We start from the raw sequence: 20,178 nt of genomic DNA, 5'->3' as shown, positions 1-20,178 counted from the left end.
CTCGTTCAATACCATTCCACCGTCGTAATCGTACGTTCGATCTCTGGAAATGAGTCAATCATCTCCAACGCTTTTTGCACTTCGCGTTCACAAACCGAACGGTCAGACGAAACGGAAACGATCGCTATTTCTGTTCTTTGCCACGCATCCTGATACCCGACTTCAGCAACGGAAATATTGTACCGTTGCTTGAGACGGGTAAGGATGCGCTGCAGAACAGCTCGTTTATCCTTTAAGGAGTGGGCGTCATAGATGATGCATTCACAGTTGAGCGAAGCAATCACTTGCGCTCAATCTCCTGCATCACGTATGCTTCAATGATGTCGCCTTCCTTAATATCGTTGTATTTCTCAACAGTCACACCGCACTCATAGTTTTGTGCAACTTCTTTTACATCGTCTTTAAAACGTTTTAATGTGTCAAGCTTACCTTCGAAGACAACAACACCGTCGCGGATTACACGAACACTGCTATCACGAGTAATCTTGCCGTCCGTTACATAGCAACCAGCAATTGTTCCAACTTTGGATACCTTGAACACTTGTCGCACTTCCGCTTGACCAATTACTTTTTCCTCAAATTCAGGATCGAGCATACCCTTCATTGCGGATTCGATTTCTTCAATTACGTTATAAATAATACGGTGCAGACGAACATCAACATTTTCTACCTCTGCAGTGCGCTTCGCGTTCACATCAGGTCGTACGTTGAAGCCAATGACAATCGCATTGGAGGCGGAAGCAAGAATAATGTCAGATTCGGTAATAGCTCCTGCACCCGTGTGAATAATTTTCACTTTCACGCCTTCTACTTCAATTTTTTGAAGAGACGCTGCCAACGCTTCTACGGAACCTTGCACATCCGCTTTAACAATGAGGTTAATGTCTTTCACTTCGCCTTGCTGGATTTGCTGGAACAAGTCTTCAAGGCTTAATTTCGCCTTATCGCCGCGCTGTTCGACTAACAAACGCTGTGCTCTTGTTTCGCCGACTTGACGAGCGCGTTTTTCGTCTGCAAATACCATGAAACGGTCTCCCGCTTGCGGCACTTCATTTAGCCCTGTAATTTCAACCGGTGTGGATGGACCCGCTTCTTTCACACGGCGGCCGTGATCGTTTACCATTGCACGGACGCGACCGAAAGATGTACCGACTACAATCGGATCTCCAATGCGCAGTGTACCGTTTTGAACAAGCAGCGTTGCGATAGGACCTTTTCCTTTATCAAGCTGCGCTTCAATTACAGTACCGAGCGCTAAACGATTTGGATTTGCTTTAAATTCTTCTACTTCGCTTACAAGTAGAATCATTTCTAATAGGTTGTCGATTCCATCGCCTGTTAATGCAGAAATCGGCACAAATATTGTATCGCCGCCCCAAGCTTCAGAAACCAATCCGTGTTCTGTTAACTCCTGCATTACACGGTCTGGGTTGGCAGATGGTTTATCCATTTTATTCACTGCAACAATAATTGGAACTTCTGCTGCCTTTGCATGGTTAATCGCTTCTACAGTTTGCGGCATCACACCATCGTCTGCTGCAACAACAAGAATTGTAATGTCTGTTACTTGCGCACCGCGTGCACGCATTGTTGTGAACGCTGCGTGACCTGGTGTATCGAGGAACGTAATCTTCTTGTCATGCACGTCTACTTGATAAGCACCGATATGCTGCGTGATTCCGCCTGCTTCGCCCTCTGTAACCTTAGAGTTTCGGATGGAGTCAAGAAGCGTTGTTTTCCCGTGGTCAACGTGACCCATGATTGTAACAACCGCTGGACGCTCTACTAAATCATCAGCCTCGTCTTGCTCATCAATGAACGTTTCAAAATCTGTTTCATCCATTACAACTTCTTCTTCTACTTCAATGCCGTATTCTCCGGCAATCAATTCGATTGTATCTTTGTCCAAAGCTTGGTTAATCGTAGCCATAATTCCTAAAAGGAATAGCTTCTTAATGAGTTCAGAAGGCTCTTTACCAAGCTGCTTCGCCAGTTCACTCACTGTCAATGAACCGGAAAATGTAACTTTATCCGCTGCATCGCTTTTGGCAGGGCGAGCACCCTTTTTATTAGAAGCAGAGAAACGGTCTTGGCGTGTATCAACTTTTTTGCCTTGATCCTTCTTCTTCTTTTTGTTGCTGTTCTTTTTACCGCTGCGCACAGGGTTTTCTTTGTTTGCTTCTTCATCAAACTCTTCTACGATTGAACGTTTTGACGCTTCTTCTGTCGGATTAAAATTATGATCTAACTTTTCAACTACTTCGTCATCTAACATTGTCATATGATTGGAAACCTCAATATTCATTTCTTTTAGTTTTGTAATAATATCCTTACTGGATGTGTTCTGTTGTTTTGCATATTCATAAACTCGAATTTTACTCATACCTTCACCCCCGATAAGTTGTATCGAGCATGCTTCGCAGCTTCTTCGCAAAGCCTTCATCCAGCACTGCCACAACAACCCGTTCATCTCTCCCGATTGCATGCCCTAATTCCTGTCGGGTTTCGACTGTTTTGAGCGGGACTTTGTAGTAACTTGTTTTGTCTGTAATGCGTTTTGCTGTATTTTGTGATGCATCGCCAGCCAGCAAGACGAGCTTTGCTTTGCCGCTTCGAATCTCTTTTAATACGAGTTCCTCACCCGATATCACCTTTCGCGCGCGATTCGCCAACCCTAAAAACATTTTCCAATTGCTCATGAAGGCTCCACTAGTGCCAGCAATTCTTCGTATAAAGATGGGTCGACTTTCGCTTTTAAGTGATGTTCTAAGATGTTTTTCTTTTGCGCAAGTAAGATGGATTCTTTGTCTCTAGAGAGGTAGGCGCCACGACCGGACTTTTTGCCCGTTAAATCAATGGATACCTCTCCTTCTTTTGAACGGACAATGCGAACAAGCTCACGCTTCGATTTCATTTCCTGTGTTGCAATACATTTTCTTAAAGGAACTTTTCGATTGCTCACTCCGTATCACCTCTATTCAAATGCAGCGTCTGATTCGAAATGGTCCGCTTCGTCTAAAATCCCTGCTTTGCCTGCTTCAGATTCGCTTTTAATATCAATCTTCCAACCTGTCAGCTTAGCAGCTAAGCGTGCGTTTTGGCCTCGTTTCCCAATTGCAAGGGAAAGCTGATGATCCGGCACGATGACTGTTGTTGCTTTTTCCTCTTCGTTTACAAGCACTTTCACAACTTGTGACGGACTTAAAGCATTAGCTACGTACTCAACTGGATCGTTAGACCAGCGGACAATATCAATTTTTTCGCCTTTAAGCTCGTTTACGATGCGCTGTACACGCTGCCCTTTAGGTCCTACGCAAGAGCCGACCGGATCTACATCTGCGTTTTCGGAGTGCACAGAGATTTTAGAACGGTCTCCCGCCTCACGTGCTACAGAGCGAATTTCAACTGTGCCATCGTAAATTTCCGGAACTTCTAATTCAAACAAACGCTTTAAAAGTCCTGGATGCGTGCGGGATACGAAAATTTGCGGTCCCTTTGTCGTCTTCTCTACCTTTGTCAAGAACACGCGAATGCGGTCGTGCGGCTTATATTGCTCGTTCGGCATTTGCTCGCTTACAGGCAGAAGCGCTTCAACTTTCCCAAGACTCACATAAATAAAGCGTGCATCCTGACGCTGTACAATGCCGACCATAATATCTTCTTCACGATCGATAAATTCAGAGTAAATCACGCCTCGTTCTGCTTCGCGCACACGTTGCGTTACAACCTGCTTCGCTGTCTGCGCAGCGATGCGGCCGAAATCCTTCGGCGTTACTTCAAGCTCAACCACGTCACCTACTTGATAGTTAGGATGAATACGTCTTGCTTCTTCTTCGGAAATTTCCAAACGAGGATCAAATACGCTTTCTACCACATCTTTACGCGCAAATACTTTAATGGAGCCCACTTCTGGATTGAAGCTTACGCGTACATTTTGTGCTTGGTTGAAATTGCGCTTATAAGCAGAGATTAAAGCTGCTTCGATAGCTTCAATAATAACATCTTTGCTAATGCCCTTTTCTTTTTCTAATACGAGCAAAGCATCTAACAGTTCAGTGCTCATGAAGATCCCCCTCTTCTAAAACGTAACTGCAAGACGAGCGCTTGCAACTTTTTCCATTGGAATTTGAATTTCTTTTTTACGTGTTTTTATAATCATTGCTAAAGTGACGGTTGTGCCGTCATATGAAAGCAGCTTGCCTTCAAACTTTTTTTCGCCTTCAAACGGCTCATATGTTTTGATAGCTACTTGTTTCCCTACAGCCTTTTGAAAATCCTGCTCTTTTTTGAGGGGACGTTCCGCTCCGGGAGAAGAAACATCTAAAAAGTAAAGGTCAGGAATCGGATCCTCTTTGTCCAGCGCTTCGCTTAAACGTTCGCTCACCGCGGCGCACTCTTCAATGTCAACTCCTGCATCAGAATCGATGAAGACGCGCAGGAACCAATCTTTTCCCTCTTTTACATATTCCACGTCCACAAGCTCTAAGTTCAATTCTGCAACAATCGGCTTTGCCAGCTCTTCGACAATTTCCGTTACTTTACTCATGAGCGGCCTCCTTCCTACTACATGTACGATAACAAAAGCCCCTGCTTAAAAGCAGGGAAAGTTTGTTTTAGTATTACCGATTTCAAGCAGTAACACTTGTAGTAAATTATGTATATCAAGCGAGCGTTCGGCTCTTATACCCAAATTGAGGGATAATAACACGAAAGAGCGGGTTTCCCCACTCTTTTTTCAAAATATACATGACATGATTAACCCGCTTACTACTATAGCATATAGTACTATATTTTGCAAAGAGTTTTCACCTAAAACAAGGAGAGCTGGTTTTGGTCTGGCAGAGATTCTAAACAGCCTTGGCTGTCCAAGTATGCCACGACAGATTTAGAAATTTTTGCCCGCTGCTGCAAATCCTCTTTTGAAAGGAACTCGCCGTCTTCTCTTGCTTTTACTATGTTTAAGGCAGCGTTAGTGCCAAGTCCGTCAATTGCATTAAACGGCGGAATGAGCGTATCGCCGTCAATGATGAAATCTGTGGCGCTCGAGCGGTACAAATCCACTTTCTTAAAGGAGAAGCCGCGTTCGCACATCTCCAGCGCCATTTCCAGCACCGTCAGCAAGTTCTTCTCCTTCGGCGACGCATCAAGTCCCTTTTGGACAATTTCATCAATTTTGGCGCGAATGGCCGTTGAGCCTTTCGTCATCGCATCTACATCGAAATCGTCTGCGCGCACTGTAAAATACGCTGCATAATAAAGGAGGGAGAAATGCACTTTGAAATAAGCAATCCGCACCGCCATTAATACATAAGCAGCGGCATGGGGTAGCGATAGGTAATATTCCCCTCAGCCTTACCTGTTTGGGTTCAATTTTCCCCCGCTTCACACCGTACGTGAACCTTTCGATTCATACGGCGTTCCATCGAACAACAACCATAGATTAATTCACTAATTTTTCCCGAAATGAAAGTATCTTTTTGATTTGTTTTTGTTTATAACCTAAGTTAAGAAGCTTTATTTCATCTAATGTGAAATTGTGCAGGTCGTTATGGCATTTATCATGTAGTGACACAAGATTACTTACCCTGTTAACCTGTTCAGAAGGCAATTCAGGATTTTCGTGGTGTGTCTCAATCTCATGAGGGGCTATATCTTCCCCGTATATCCTGCACTTACCTTTATCACGATTAAATGCGTAAGCCCTGTTAAGGAAAAATTCAAAGTTGTAAAGTTTCCTACTACGCTTACTTTTGTTTCTATTCCCAAGGAGTCTTTTCGTAGCCATCGCGTCTGCTCCGAATATCCAATCAAGTCTATACAATCTTGGTTTTTTCCTTGTTCTTTTGAGATGTAACTCTCTCCCCTTTTTGGTAAAAGGAGTTTCCTCTTGATTGAACAATGAAGGGTCTACTCGTTTGATGAATGCAAGGTCTGTGACACCAATAATGTGGTCTTTATACTTAACGGCAGGTAAGGCAGTATTGTACTTTGAATGAAGTTCTGTTAGATTCGTGCATTTGTTAGCAGGAACCCAGTCAACGACTTTATTCTTGCCTTTTGCACTTTTAGCACCTAACCTCCGTCTTATTGCTCGATATGCCGCCCATCTAACTCGATAATTGTACTGTTTAAAAACTTCCGAGCCCCATGTGGTAACTTGGTAGTAGTTAACCAGTCCTCTTATTTTAGAGTTAATGAAATTGATGTCACTGATTAAGGTTTCTATGTCTTTACACTTTTTGAGGAGCTTGATGTCCCTAAGAAGCTGCGCAACCTTCTTAGTCAGCTTTTCCTCATTCGGCTTCGACCTAGTAATGTATCCTTTTTCTGCATTTCCTCTCACAAGTTTATATTTGTAACCAAGAAAACTGACTGGTGTCGTCCTAATGTCGGTTATCTTTGTCTTTTCTAAGGATAATGTTAGTTTCAACTCTTCCCGCAAGTATTTTTCATACCTGTAAACGAGGTTTTCTGCATTTTCCTTAGTGTTAGTCAGCACAACCCAGTCATCTGCATATCTTACAAGATATGCAGCCTTTAGCTTTAGGCGCGGCTTTCCAGATAATCCTCTTAATACTAAGCTTCTTTGACCAGAGCTGTAATTTTTCCTGAGAACTTTCTTCTCATATTCTCTAGTAACAAAGTTGTCAAAAGGGGTGAGATAGACATTTGCCAAAAGAGGCGAAATAATTCCTCCTTGGGGAGTACCCAATTCGTTCTTCGTAATCTCTTCCATTATTCCCGCTTTTAACATTGCTTGTATCATCATTAGAACTCGTTTATCGGTAACACCGAAACCCCAAAGTATTTTCAGCAGTTTGTTGTGATTTACGTTGTCGAAGAATTTTGATATATCACCTTCAATTACCCAGTGATGACCTGTTTTATGGGCAAGGAAACCGAGTCTGGCTAAGGCATTTTCAGTGCTTCTCCAAGGTCTGAATCCATATGAATGCTCAAAGAAATGAGCCTCGCATATGGGTTCGATACTCAAGCGAACACATTCCTGAACAATTCTATCTACAATTGCGGGAATGCCAAGTGGTCTTGTTTCACCATTGTCTTTTGGAATATGCACACGCCTTACCATTTCAGGTTGATAGTTATCAAAACTCTTTTGGACTCGTTCAAGGACTTCTTTGAAATCCTTTTGGAGAATGTTGATTCTCATCGTTTGTCCATCAACACCAGATGTTTCACTGCCTTTATTACCTTTGAGTTTATGAATCGCAGTTAAAACTACAACTTCACTTCTGGCTACTTCAATAATTCCTTGGAACTTAGGTTGCTTTTTCTCAGCGATTGCGGCTTTCGTTACCGCGTAGATTGTATCTCTGAGAGTTTGAAAATCCTCTTCCGATTTCGGTATGCTAAGTTTTATAGATGCTCGCCCCTTTCACAAGGATACTTGCATCTCGGTACTTTACTCTCAACGGAATCTCTTAGCAGTTAGTGAATGTTGGTTGCTCCTTTTCGTAAGTCCGACTATGCCCCTTCGCTCCACTTCCATTACAGAAGCTTCAACACTACTACGGGCTGCCGCCAGGTGTATTAAGAGAGTCATTTCCTACTCTCAGGGATTTCACTTGGCTCCTACCATCCATCCTACACCCTTCACACGTTCCACATGAAATTATCCCTTCTTTAGTGGTGACCTTAGGTGTCCTCTCTGACCCGACATTTAGCTTAATCTAACAGGAATTTATTGATTAAGCTGAACAACCTTTTATGGTTGAGCGCAGATATTCCCCCAAAAGATAGGTAATCCGCAAATGTTCCATCGCAAGCGATAGCCCCAGTCTCTCAACTGGGTTGTCCTAACGAGCCTTTCCATACGAGGATTCGTTGCCTCACCATAGTCACTTTTCGGGACCCCCGCCTTTACTCACGTCTACGTGTCACGCTTTTAAGACGAACCTTAGCGAGCTCTCTTACAGTTCATGTTAGGAGACACTTCCTGCAAGTCGCGGTGCTCAGGGGGGTTCACCGTATCCTGTTACGGTAGGAGGGGATTTCACGCCTCCGACTCATTCCATATAGTTCTCATGTAGATTTACTGTCTTAGTATCCACACAGGCTAGTCTTTATCCAACATTTCTGTTGGGGTTAAACCAGCAACGTGTCGCACCTTTCGGGAACATATATTTGATTTTCTTGCAAGAATCAATATACCAGTTTGGCACATTGTTATTTCTCATTTCCTCTTCCCATTCCGGCGGCACACCTTTTCCTTTACGAACGGATTCCATGATTTTAAAGGCTAAAGAAGGCTCCAGCCCTTGATAAATCAAGTACACCATAATGTCATCGCGACAGCCGATTACATCGCTCAGCGTACATGTACCGCTGTAGATTAGCTCATTGGCATTGCCGAGCCATACATCCGTTCCGTGTGACAGACCGGAGATTTGTACGAGCTCTGAGAAGGTTGTCGGCTTTGTTTCTTCAAGCATCTGACGCACGAATTTCGTACCGAATTCAGGAATTCCAAGCGTGCCTGTTTTACAATTGATTTGTTCAGATGTAACACCTAGTGATTCCGTACCAGAGAAAATCTTCATAACCTCAGGATCGTCCGTTGGAATAGTTTTCGGATCAATGCCGCTTAAATCTTGCAGCATACGAATAACCGTCGGATCATCGTGCCCTAGTATATCAAGCTTCAGTAAATTATCGTGAATGGAGTGGAAATCAAAGTGTGTTGTTTTCCATTCCGCAGACGTATCGTCTGCAGGGAACTGAATCGGCGTAAAGTCAAACACGTCCATATAATCAGGTACTACTATAATGCCGCCCGGATGCTGACCGGTTGTCCGTTTTACACCCGTACATCCCATTGCCAAGCGCTCGATTTCAGCGCCGCGTACTGTTAAGTTATGATCGGATGTATATCCTTTTACATATCCAAAAGCTGTTTTGTCCGCAACAGTGCCGATTGTTCCGGCACGATACACATTATCTTCGCCAAACAGCACCTTCGTATAATTATGGGCGCGCGGCTGATATTCACCGGAGAAATTCAAATCAATATCCGGTACCTTGTCCCCTTTAAATCCAAGGAACGTTTCAAACGGAATATCGTGCCCGTCTTTTTTATATCTCATGCCGCAATTTGGACAGTCCTTATCCGGCAAGTCAAATCCTGATCCTACGGAACCGTCATTAAAGAATTGCGAATGCTTACAGTTCGGACAAATATAATGCGGCGGCAGCGGATTTACTTCCGTAATTTCCATCATGGTCGCTACAAATGAAGATCCTACGGAACCGCGCGAGCCGACCAGATACCCATCATCCAGCGATTTTTTCACGAGCTTATGCGAAATCAGATAAATAACTGCAAACCCATGTCCGATAATGCTTTTCAATTCTTTTTCAAGACGAGCCTCTACAATCTCCGGAAGAGCATCGCCGTATATGCTGCGCGCACGTGCGTAGCTCATTTCACGCGTTTCCTCGTCCGCGCCTTCAATGCGAGGTGTATACAAATCGTCCTTGACCGGCTTTACCTCGCCAATCATGGCTGCCACTTTCTGCGTATTCATCACGACGATTTCTTTTGCCGTTTCTTCCCCTAAAAACGCAAACTCCTCCAGCATTTCATCAGTCGTACGGAAATATACGGGGGGCAGCTTGTGACGGTTCAGCGGATTCGCTCCGCCCTGCGAGCTAATTAAAATTTTTCGGTAAATGGCATCTTCCGGATCCAAATAATGAACATTTCCTGTTGCCACAACCGGTTTATCCAGTGTTTTTCCGAGATTTACAAGGTTTGTAATAATAGTTTTGAGCTGTCCTTCGTTTTGCACAAGCTCAAGTTCAATTAAATGCTTTAATACAGCCGGCGGCATGACCTCGATATAATCGTAGAACTGTGCGAGTTCCTCTACCTCTTCCGGTGCTTTCTGCATCATGGCCTCAAATACTTCACCTTTATCACAAGCTGTTCCGATTAGTAATCCTGCACGGTACTTTTTCAAAACAGATCGCGGAATACGCGGTACGCGATAATAATACTGCAGATGTGACAGCGAAACGAGCTTATACAGGTTTTTCAAACCTTCTTCAGAAGTTGCAAGCAAAGTCACGTGACTTGGACGCCCGCGTTTGTAAGAATCCCCTTGTCCCATGCTGTCATTCAACTGATCGTGATACTCCATGCCTTTTGCGATGACGTCCTTCAGCATTTTGGCAAGCAAATATCCTGTCGCTTCTGCATCGTAAATGGCTCGGTGATGCTGGACAAGCTCAATATCAAACTTCTTACAAAGCGTGTTCAACCGGTGATTTTTCATATCAGGAAGCAAGAAACGCGCGAGCTCCAGTGTATCAATGACTGGATTTGTCGTCTTTGGCAATCCGTATTTCTTGAATCCTACGTTAAGGAATCCCATATCAAACGATGCATTGTGAGCAACCAATGTGCAATCGCCCATCCACTCGGCAAACTCTTTTAACACGACATCCACATCAGGTGCGTTCTTCACCATATCATCTGTGATGCCCGTCAGCTCGATGGTCGTGGCTGAAAGCGGATGATGCGGATTTGCAAAGCGTTCAAAGCGGTCTATAATCTCACCGTTATGAATTTTTACCGCTGCAAGCTCAATAATGGTATCGTATACAGCAGATAAGCCTGTCGTCTCCACGTCAAAAACAACGTACGTTTCCTCTGCAAGCAAACGATGCGATTCATTATAGGCAATTGGAACGCCATCGTTTACAAGATTTGCCTCTACGCCGTAAATGATTTTAATTCCATTTTTTTTGCCAGCGGAATATGCCTCAGGGAAAGATTGCGCTACTGCGTGGTCTGTTACCGCAATCGCTTCATGCCCCCACTTTTTCGCTTGTGCCACAAGTTTAGATACGGGCGTAACGGCATCCATTTGGCTCATCGGCGTATGAAGATGGAGCTCTACGCGCTTTTCTCCTTCGGAAGCCTTATCCGAGCGGGACGGTGCTTTCAATTCATTCACGTCGTTTGCCATCATAATCAAATCGCGCACAAATGTGTCGTTTTGGAAGGAGCCGCGCGCTTTGACCCACATTCCTTTTTTGATTTTATTAAATGCAGGAATATCTTCTTTATCCCGTGAAAACATTTTGACCATAATGGAGTCCGTGTAGTCTGTAACCTTAAATGTTAAAAGAGTACGTCCGCTGCGAAGCTCTTTCGTTTCAACATCAAATACATATCCTTGTATTGTTTTCCGTTTTTCTTCTTCTTGAATTTCGCGAAGCGGTGTAATTTCCTCATCAGCTTTAATGAGATACCCGATTACAAGCGGCTGATCGTCAGGAATTGCTTCCTCCTGCTCCTTCTTCGCCATTTCCTCCATGGCTTGCAGCACCTTTTCACGATCCTCTTGTTCCGTTTGCTCTCTGAACTTTTGAATTTCCTCATCGTTATTCGTAACTTTGGTGTCTACGTGAAAACGCGGAAAGCCAAATATTTCATATTGATCGCTGATCGGCTTTGTCATGTTTTTCTTCACTGTTACAGACTCCAGCTCATTTTTGACGGTAAGAAGAAGCTTTACCCCATTTACTTGAGGAGCTTGTTCCTTTAAATAAGAAAACATAGGAGAAAAAGAAAGCTTTTTTGTACAAAGAGGCCAGTATGTTTGGACGTCTTGTTCTGTAAATTGTTTATCATCTATATCGAGAACAAAGGAAACATTGGCAATATGCGAAAATGTTTTATCCAGCTGGCTCTCCAGCAGCTCGTACACATTTGCCGGCAGCAAGCGCGGCAAAGCAAAATGAAAACACCAGCCTTTATTCCGCTTATCTACAAGCAGCTTTTGAATCCCTCCGTTTTGGAGATAGCTGTTTATGAAAGCTTCCGGAAGCGCAAGCTGCTCAAGCAAAATGCCGAATCGCTCTTTTTGTTCCTGTGTTAACGGCGCCATGATAACCCTCCCTCCTAAAAAAGTAAGAGAAGGTACCCAATATCTAGGTACCTTACCTCTTTATTTTAAAATATCAGCAATGTAATTGGAAAGTTCTTCGACTCTCATTTCTTGAGATTCGTTTGTTTGGCGATTTTTCACTTCTACAATGCCTTCTTCTGCCTTCTTGCCGACAGTGATGCGCACTGGGATGCCGAAAAGATCTGCATCAGCAAACTTAACACCTGCGCGCTCCTGACGGTCATCGAGCAAAACATCATAGCCTTGTTTTTTGAGCGCAGCGTAAATGTCTTCCGCCTTTTCACGCTGTACATCCGTTTTCACATTCACTGGAATGACATGAACGGCAAACGGAGCTACAGTCGCCGGCCACTTTAACCCGCCTTCGTCGTTATACTGCTCTGCAATAGCTGCAACTGTACGTGACACACCGATACCGTAGCAGCCCATAATCATCGGCTGCGTTTTTCCGTTCTCGTCCAAGTATGCCGCGCCCATTGCTTCACTATAGCGCGTGCCCAGCTTAAATACATGTCCGACTTCAATGCCTTGCGCAAAACGGATTGCACCTTCACCGTCAGGAGACGGGTCTCCTTCTTGGATAAAGCGCAAATCAGCAAATTGACTCACTGTATAATCGCGGCCGGCATTTACGTTTATATAATGATAGCCTTCTTCGTTTGCACCGCAGCAGCCGTTCACGATTGCTTCTACAGCATAATCCGCAATGATTTCCAAATCTTTCGGTGCTCCGATCGGTCCAAGCGAGCCGACCGTGCAGTTCATCAGCTCCTTCACTTCTTCTGGAGAAGCAAGTTCCACAACAGCAGCGCCGTACAGATTTTTCACTTTAATATCATTCACTTCATGATCGCCCCGCACAAGAACCATCACGAGCTTATCGTCTACTTTAAATACCATGGATTTGAAGCATTTTGCTGCCTCAAGGTTCAAGAATCGCGATACGTCTTCAATAGACTTTTGATCAGGTGTTGAAACCTTCTCTATTTCTTTTGCTGCCTCATCGCTCTTTTCATAGTTTACTGCAACAGGCGCCATCTCGATGTTTGCCGCATAGGAAGAAGTATCGGAGTATGCGATAGTATCTTCTCCAATATCAGATAACACCATAAATTCATGCGTGTCTTTTCCGCCCATTGCACCGGAATCCGCAATTACCGCACGGAAGTTTAAACCGCAGCGGGTAAATATATTAGAGTATGCCTGAAATAAACGGTCATATATTTCATCCAGACTCTCTTGAGACGCATGGAATGAATAGGCATCTTTCATTAAAAACTCTCTTCCGCGAAGCAAACCGAAGCGAGGGCGCTTCTCATCGCGGAATTTCGTTTGAATTTGATATAAAGTAAGAGGAAGCTTCTTATAAGATTTCACCTCATCGCGAACAAGCGTCGTAATTACTTCCTCGTGTGTTGCTCCCAGCGCAAATTCACGATTATGACGGTCTTTCATTCGCATAAGCTCCGGTCCATAAGAATACCAGCGCCCGGATTCCTGCCATAGTTCAGAAGGCTGTAAGGCCGGCATTAAAAGTTCCATTGCACCGGCACGTTCCATTTCCTCTCGAATAATTGTTTCAACGTTATGCAACACCTTTAGTCCTAAAGGCAAAAAGCTATATATGCCAGATGCATTCTGGCGCATAAAGCCTGCGCGAAGCAAAAGCTGATGGCTTTTGACTTCCGCATCAGCAGGCACTTCACGCAGTGTAGGACTGAACATCATACTTTGTCTCATTCATTCGCACCTCTTTACAAAAACTATTTTGTAGCATTTTATAAGAAAAATTTCTTAATGTCATTCCAAGTAACAACAAGCATAAGCAGCATAAGCAAAGCAAACCCGATAAAGTGTACCATGCCTTCTTTTTGACGATCAATCGGCTTGCCTCGCAGCGCCTCGACAAGGAAAAACATCAGCCTTCCGCCGTCCAGCGCCGGAATTGGCAGCAGATTGAAAAGTCCGAGGTTTACGCTGAGCGCTGCCGTTAATCCGAGTAAGTTCACCAGCCCCGACTTAGCTACTTCTCCCGTTAAGTTATAAATGCCTACAGGACCCGATAATGCATTAATAGAAAACTGCCCTGTCACAAGCTGCACCAACGAAACCACTACAAGTTTTGTCATCTTTACTGTTTGTTCAAAACCTAATTTGACCGAACCGAGCAGCGACTTCTCAACCGGCGGATAAACACCCAGCCTTCCCACTTCTTCATTTCCTTCTTTTTCGGCAGCAGGAGTCACTTTTATAGTAAGGTCCTTATTGCCCCGTTCCAGCTTCATCGTAATTTCGCTTCCCGGATTTTTACGGATGATGGTTGTCACATCTGTCCATGTTGCCGTTTCAGCACCATTGATAGACTGAATTACATCTCCTTCCTGCAATCCAGCCTTTTGGGCTGCACCTTCTGATACGAGCTGCCCGATAATCGGCTTATTAACCGGAATACCTTGCACAAGTCCAATTACCATAAAGAGCAAGAAAGCCAGTATAAAGTTCATCGCAGGACCTGCAAAAATTGTAAGAGCACGCTGTCCAAGAGACTTAGAAGCGAACTGGCGATGATATGGCGCAATTTGAATCTCTTCTCCGCCCGTTACGTAGTATGCTTTATCGCAAATGCGGAACGTACGAATCGCATCCTCATACTCTTCATATCCGGTGATTGTCAGAGCACGTTCCAAATCAGCATTCTCAACTTCCAATACTCTTGCGTGCGGATACTTATCCATATTGTCCAGTACGATTTTCTCCGCTTCATCCTTCTCGTTTAAGACTAACGCCACTTTCGTTCCCGGCTTTAACTCAATTGTCTCAGGATCTTCCCCAGCCATGCGGACATAGCCACCAAGCGGAAGAAGACGAATCGTGTAGACAGTCTCATTTTTCGTAAAAGAAAAAAGCTTTGGCCCGAATCCAATTGCAAACTCGCGGCAAAGAATGCCAGCACGCTTTGCAAAATACAAGTGACCGAGTTCATGGAAGAATACAAGTACACCAAACACTACAATAAAGGCAATCGCTGTGTTCAATACCATAACCACCTTTGCTAAATTTGTTCCATCACAAATCGTCTCGCTGCTTCATCAATTTCGCGAATTTCTTCTAAACTCGGATTTGGCACAACGGTATGCTGCTGCATCGCTTTTTCAATGAGCTGTTCAATCGCTAAAAAGCTGATTTTTTTCTCTAAAAAGGCAGCAACTGCTGCTTCATTGGCAGCATTCATAACCGTCGGTAAGCTTCCGCCCGTTTTTCCGGCTTCATACGCAAAATGCAGGCAGCGGAAGCGCTGTAAATCCATTTTTTGAAAATGTAAAGTCCCCATTTCCCATAAATGCAGCTGCTTCGTTGTTGAAAGCGGCAAACGATCGGGATGCGTTAATGCGTATTGAATCGGCACGCGCATATCAGGTGTACCGAGCTGCGCAATTACACTGCGGTCCTCGAACTCAACCATAGAATGAATAATACTTTCTTTATGTAATAGAACATCAATTCTGTCATAAGGAATGTCAAACAGCCAGTATGCTTCGATTACTTCAAGTCCCTTGTTCATCATTGTGGCAGAATCAATTGTAATTTTTGAACCCATCGACCAGTTCGGGTGCTTTAATGCATCCTCAACCGTAACAGTCGCTAACTCTTCACGTGTTTTATCACGAAAACTTCCGCCTGAAGCTGTCAATACGAGGCGTGAAATACGCTCTTGATTTTCACCGTTCAAGCTTTGAAAAATGGCAGAGTGCTCGCTGTCTACCGGAAGCAGAGAAACACCAAATTTTTTCGCGGCTTCCGTCACAAGATGCCCTGCTGTTACAAGCGTTTCTTTATTTGCAATGGCAATGGTTTTCTTCGCTTCAATCGCGCTCAATGTCGGGAGCAAACCTACGCTTCCCACTACGGCATTAACCACTACTTCCGCATCCTGTAAAGCGGTTTCTAACAGCCCTTCATCTCCGTAAACTATCTTTGTATTGCCTGCAACAGACCGCAAACGTTCTGCATCTTCCCGCTGTTGGACAGACACGAGCTGCGGTTTAAATTCCTTTATCATCTGTTCGGCAAAATCAATGTTTTTGCCGACTGAAAATGCAACTAACTGAAATTGCTCAGGATGCATTCGTATTACATCTATTGTCTGCGTACCAATAGATCCGCTCGCCCCTAGTAAACTAATCTTCTTCATAACTCCAGCTCCTCTTTAAATAAAGTGCAAAAAGTGTAAAAGAGGCAATACGAATAAAAGGCTGTCAAATCGATCTAAAATGCCTCCATGTCCCGGAAGAATTTTCCCGGAATCCTTTACGCCATAATGACGCTTGAAAGCAGATTCCACTAAGTCGCCAATTTGTCCAAAAATTGACACTGCAATCGTTACACCAATTAATACAGCAATACTTCCGCTTACCGGTTCAAACGCATTATATACAAAAGCTACTGCAATTGCACAAATAATGCCTCCGATTGATCCTTCCACTGTCTTATTAGGGCTGATTTCCGGCCAAAGCTTGTGCTTGCCGATTGCTTTGCCGATGAAATACGCACCGCTATCAGTAGCCCAAATAACAAACAGCGCATAAAATAGGATTCTTAATCCATCCACTTCTACTCCATTTAGCTCAGGACGCCCGATTCTTGTTTCATTCAAGTAAAAGAAGCCCATCGCGACATAAATCGTTGACATCAGCAAAAAGGACGCATCGTCAAAAGTAAATGTATTCTTAGAGAGCACCGTATATGATAATAGTAACAACACAATTACAAAAGTAACTTCCACTTTTGTTAACCGAATAGCGTCAAAAATATTTGTTGCATCGCTCGGCACTAATATGAACCATAGTAAAACGGCCGTCAAAACTGTCGGCACTGATAATACAGGAAGCTTTTTCATCCGTACAAGCTCATACAGCCCTACCGATGCCAGCACGTATATCGCAATGGTAAAAGGAGCTCCTCCGTATAACACAATCGGAATGAACAAAGCAATTGCAATTACTGCTGTAATAATTCGCTGTTTCACGAACAACACCTCACTTTTCTATACGCCCCCGAATCTGCGGCCTCTCCTCTGAAAGTTGACGATGGCTTCGAGTAGGTGTTCTTCGGTAAAGTCCGGCCAAAAAACATCTGTAAACCATAATTCCGTATAAGCAATTTGCCAAAGCATAAAGTTGCTGATTCGAATTTCGCCGCTTGTGCGAATTAAAAGATCGGGATCCGGCAAACTGCTTGTCATGAGATAAGAGGAGAATACATCTTCCGTAATTTCATGCGGCTGAATTTTGCCGCTATTACTATCTGTAACCAAATTTTGAATGGCATAAACCATTTCATCGCGACTTCCATAGTTTAAGGCGAAATTTAAAATAAGCCCTGTATTATGCTGTGTAGCTTTTATTGCTTTTTCCACAGATTCGCGGGTATGAGCAGGAAGTCCGTCCCTTTGCCCAATTAAGCGTACCTGTACATTTTCTTCGACAAGCTCAGGTAAAAACGTACCTAAAAATTCTTGCGGGAGCTTCATTAAAAAGTCGACTTCTTGCTGAGGGCGTTTCCAGTTCTCTGTGGAAAATGCATACAGCGTTAAAACCTTTACACCCATTTTATTAGCAAATTTCGTAATTTTGCGTACAACCTTCATCCCTTCATGATGTCCCGCTATGCGAGGCATCGCTCTGCGCTTCGCCCACCGGCCGTTTCCATCCATGATAATCGCAATGTGATTCGGTATGTACCCTTTTTTCGCTTCTTCTACAAGCTCATTAAACGATGAAGCCTTTTGTTTTCGAAAGGTAAATTTCTTGAACATTTTGAAACCCTCCACGAGCACAGGTATTCCTTAAAAGTGTAAAAAGACCCCCTTTAGCAGAGGGTCATGCATAGGTCAGCATTAAACTTCCAAGATTTCTTTTTCTTTTGTTTTCGTAATTTCGTCGATTTTTACAATATGTTTGTCAGTTTCTTTTTGAATTGTTTCAGTGTGACCGCGTAACTCATCTTCCGTAATGTCACCGTTTTTCTCAAGCTTTTTCAGCTCATCATTTGCATCACGGCGAACGTTTCGCACTGCCACCTTTGCATCTTCAGAGTATTTCTTCACAACCTTAACAAGCTCGCGACGGCGCTCTTCCGTTAAAGCAGGGAACGCAATGCGAATTACTGTCCCATCGTTAGAAGGATTAATGCCTAAGTCAGACTTTAAAATCGCTTTCTCAATGTCGCTGATGGAAGATTTATCATATGGCTGGATAACAAGCAGACGAGCCTCAGGTACAGTAATGTTCGCCAGCTGAATAACTGGCGTTGGCGCACCGTAATAATCCACTGTAACTTTTTCCAATACAGAAGCGCTTGCTCTGCCCGCACGCACAGTGCCAAGCTCACGAGTGTATGCAGAAACTGCTTTGTCCATCTTATCCTTCGCAGCATTTAATACTTGTTGTGCCATTATTATTTCCCCCTTACTATTGTTCCGATATTTTCACCAAGAACCGCTCGTTTAATGTTGCCTTCTTCCATAATAGAGAAGACGATCAATGGGATATCATTGTCCATGCATAAAGAAGAAGCTGTCGAATCCATTACCCCAAGCCCCTCTTTTAACACATCTAAATACGTTAATGTTTCATACTTTGTTGCTGTTTCATCTACAGTCGGATCTGCGCTGTACACGCCGTCTACATTATTTTTAGCCATTAAAATCACGTCAGCTTCAATTTCCGCAGCACGCAGCGCTGCTGTTGTATCCGTAGAGAAGTAAGGATTCCCTGTTCCTGCAGCAAAGATGACAACGCGCTTTTTCTCTAAATGACGAATTGCTTTTCGGCGTATGTAAGGCTCAGCAACCTGTCTCATTTCGATAGATGTTTGCACGCGCGTTTGGATGCCTAAATTTTCAAGGCTGTCTTGAAGGGCAAGAGAGTTCATGACCGTTGCCAACATTCCCATATAGTCAGCTGTTGCGCGATCCATGCCCATCTCGCTTCCTGTTTTCCCCCGCCAAATGTTGCCGCCGCCAACAACTACCGCCACTTCTACACCAAGCTCGGCAATTTCTTTCACCTGCTGCGCGACAGACTTGATAACAGAAGGGTTGATCCCGAAGCCGTGATTGCCAGCTAATGCCTCTCCGCTCAGCTTGAGCACTACACGATTATATTTTTCTTGCATAATGAACCTCCATTTACCACGTCTTTATTTTAAAAAAGGGAACACCATGTGTCCCCTCGCTTGTATTAGTTGTTGCCTTTTACTTGGTTCATTACTTCTTCAGCAAAGTTGTCTTGACGCTTTTCAATGCCCTCGCCTACAGCGTAGCGTACGAAAGATTTTACAGTCGCGCCTTTAGATTGTACGAACTTGCGAACTTTCATGTCCGGGTCTTTAACGAAAGCTTGGTCAAGCAAGCAAATTTCTTCGAAGTATTTGCCAAGGCGGCCTTCTACCATTTTCGCAACGATATTTTCAGGCTTGCCTTCGTTTAACGCTTGTTGTGTTAGTACTTCGCGCTCGCGAGCGATTTCTTCTTCAGTTACTGCATCGCGGTCGATGTATTTAGGGTTAACAGCTGCGATGTGCATAGATACATCTTTCGCAGCAGCTGCGTCAGTCGTTCCGCCAAGAACTGTTAATACGCCAATGCGTCCGCCCATATGAAGGTAAGCACCGAATGCATCTCCATCTTCTTTAGAAATGATTTCGTAACGGCGAAGTGTAAGCTTTTCACCGATTTTTGCAATTGCAGTATTGATGTGCTCTTCTACTACAGTACCGTTTTCCATAGTTTGCGCAAGAGCTTCTTCAACAGTAGCCGGTTTCTTAGCTAGCAAGTGAGCAGCTAATTCTTTTGTTAACGCTTGGAAACCTTCGTTTTTTGCAACGAAATCTGTTTCAGAGTTTACTTCTAAGATTACTGCGTCGTTGCCGATAACTTCGATATAAGTTAAGCCTTCAGCAGCAATGCGGTCAGCTTTTTTCGCAGCTTTTGCAATTCCTTTTTCACGAAGGAAATCAATCGCTTTTTCCATATCGCCGTTCGTTTCAGTCAACGCTTTTTTGCAATCCATCATACCCGCGCCAGTTTTTTCGCGAAGTTCTTTTACCATTTGTGCAGTAATTGCCATAGTTTTCATCCTCCTGTTTTATGTATGCTCAAGAAAAATTCACATACCTCATCCAGCTTTCTCTGAAAAGCCCGCGCCTACAAACAAAACATCCTTTGTATTCTTTACTGTTA

15 protein-coding genes and 2 pseudogenes are annotated in these 20,178 nt (G+C 43.8%); all 17 read right to left on the bottom strand.

From position 1 onward, the window contains the following. Positions 1–5: 5 nt before the first annotated feature. Positions 6–284, bottom strand: coding sequence for a DUF503 domain-containing protein (locus tag H540_RS0101020; RefSeq protein WP_034670099.1), 279 nt, complete (start codon positions 282–284; stop codon positions 6–8). Continuing rightward, a complete protein-coding gene (gene infB / locus H540_RS0101015) occupies positions 281–2,383 on the bottom strand; it encodes a translation initiation factor IF-2 (RefSeq protein WP_028399021.1) in 2,103 nt (700 codons plus the stop codon). The genes H540_RS0101020 and infB overlap by 4 nt, the downstream gene beginning before the upstream one ends. Before the next feature lie 4 nt (positions 2,384–2,387). After that, positions 2,388–2,699, bottom strand: coding sequence for a YlxQ family RNA-binding protein (locus tag H540_RS0101010; protein WP_028399020.1), 312 nt, complete (start codon positions 2,697–2,699; stop codon positions 2,388–2,390). Next, the gene (gene rnpM, locus H540_RS0101005) at positions 2,696–2,962 is read right to left on the bottom strand and encodes an RNase P modulator RnpM (protein ID WP_028399019.1); all 267 of its coding nucleotides are present in this window, start codon (positions 2,960–2,962) and stop codon (positions 2,696–2,698) included. The genes H540_RS0101010 and rnpM overlap by 4 nt, the downstream gene beginning before the upstream one ends. A 12-nt stretch (positions 2,963–2,974) precedes the next feature. Beyond that, the gene (gene nusA, locus H540_RS0101000; RefSeq protein ID WP_028399018.1) at positions 2,975–4,063 is read right to left on the bottom strand and encodes a transcription termination factor NusA; all 1,089 of its coding nucleotides are present in this window, start codon (positions 4,061–4,063) and stop codon (positions 2,975–2,977) included. Between the two features lie 15 nt (positions 4,064–4,078). Next, positions 4,079–4,546 (bottom strand): ribosome maturation factor RimP, encoded by a 468-nt coding sequence (rimP, locus tag H540_RS0100995; RefSeq protein WP_028399017.1) that lies wholly within the window; start codon positions 4,544–4,546, stop codon positions 4,079–4,081. A gap of 263 nt (positions 4,547–4,809) precedes the next feature. Further along, positions 4,810–5,325, bottom strand: a pseudogene (locus H540_RS0100990) (helix-hairpin-helix domain-containing protein); the annotation flags it as partial. A 115-nt stretch (positions 5,326–5,440) separates the two neighbouring features. Continuing rightward, positions 5,441–7,327 (bottom strand): group II intron reverse transcriptase/maturase, encoded by a 1,887-nt coding sequence (gene ltrA, locus H540_RS0100985; protein ID WP_245592147.1) that lies wholly within the window; start codon positions 7,325–7,327, stop codon positions 5,441–5,443. An 802-nt stretch (positions 7,328–8,129) separates the two neighbouring features. Then, positions 8,130–11,915, bottom strand: a pseudogene (locus H540_RS28670) (PolC-type DNA polymerase III); the annotation flags it as partial. A 60-nt stretch (positions 11,916–11,975) separates the two neighbouring features. After that, a complete protein-coding gene (locus tag H540_RS0100975) occupies positions 11,976–13,676 on the bottom strand; it encodes a proline--tRNA ligase (RefSeq protein ID WP_028399014.1) in 1,701 nt (566 codons plus the stop codon). 38 nt (positions 13,677–13,714) lie between these two features. Further along, positions 13,715–14,971 carry an RIP metalloprotease RseP gene (rseP, locus tag H540_RS0100970; RefSeq protein ID WP_028399013.1) on the bottom strand — a complete coding sequence of 419 codons (1,257 nt, stop codon included), beginning with the start codon at positions 14,969–14,971 and terminating at the stop codon, positions 13,715–13,717. A gap of 17 nt (positions 14,972–14,988) precedes the next feature. Further along, positions 14,989–16,128 carry a 1-deoxy-D-xylulose-5-phosphate reductoisomerase gene (dxr, locus tag H540_RS0100965; RefSeq protein ID WP_028399012.1) on the bottom strand — a complete coding sequence of 380 codons (1,140 nt, stop codon included), beginning with the start codon at positions 16,126–16,128 and terminating at the stop codon, positions 14,989–14,991. A 15-nt stretch (positions 16,129–16,143) separates the two neighbouring features. Continuing rightward, positions 16,144–16,962 (bottom strand): phosphatidate cytidylyltransferase, encoded by an 819-nt coding sequence (locus H540_RS0100960; RefSeq protein ID WP_028399011.1) that lies wholly within the window; start codon positions 16,960–16,962, stop codon positions 16,144–16,146. An 18-nt stretch (positions 16,963–16,980) separates the two neighbouring features. Further along, a complete protein-coding gene (locus H540_RS0100955; protein WP_028399010.1) occupies positions 16,981–17,751 on the bottom strand; it encodes an undecaprenyl pyrophosphate synthase in 771 nt (256 codons plus the stop codon). Between the two features lie 81 nt (positions 17,752–17,832). Further along, on the bottom strand, positions 17,833–18,390 hold the full coding sequence (gene frr / locus H540_RS0100950; RefSeq protein WP_028399009.1) for a ribosome recycling factor: 558 nt from the start codon (positions 18,388–18,390) through the stop codon (positions 17,833–17,835). 2 nt (positions 18,391–18,392) lie between these two features. Beyond that, a complete protein-coding gene (gene pyrH / locus H540_RS0100945; protein WP_028399008.1) occupies positions 18,393–19,115 on the bottom strand; it encodes a UMP kinase in 723 nt (240 codons plus the stop codon). Between the two features lie 62 nt (positions 19,116–19,177). Then, the gene (gene tsf, locus H540_RS0100940) at positions 19,178–20,065 is read right to left on the bottom strand and encodes a translation elongation factor Ts (RefSeq protein WP_028399007.1); all 888 of its coding nucleotides are present in this window, start codon (positions 20,063–20,065) and stop codon (positions 19,178–19,180) included. Between the last annotated feature and the right edge of the window lie 113 nt (positions 20,066–20,178).

It is taken from the genome of Ectobacillus panaciterrae DSM 19096 (genome assembly GCF_000430785.1).
Classification (GTDB): Bacteria; Bacillota; Bacilli; order Bacillales; family Bacillaceae_G; genus Ectobacillus; species Ectobacillus panaciterrae.
The sequence above is the reverse complement of the archived record's forward strand: the minus strand, read 5'-3'. Positions and strand labels throughout refer to the sequence as shown.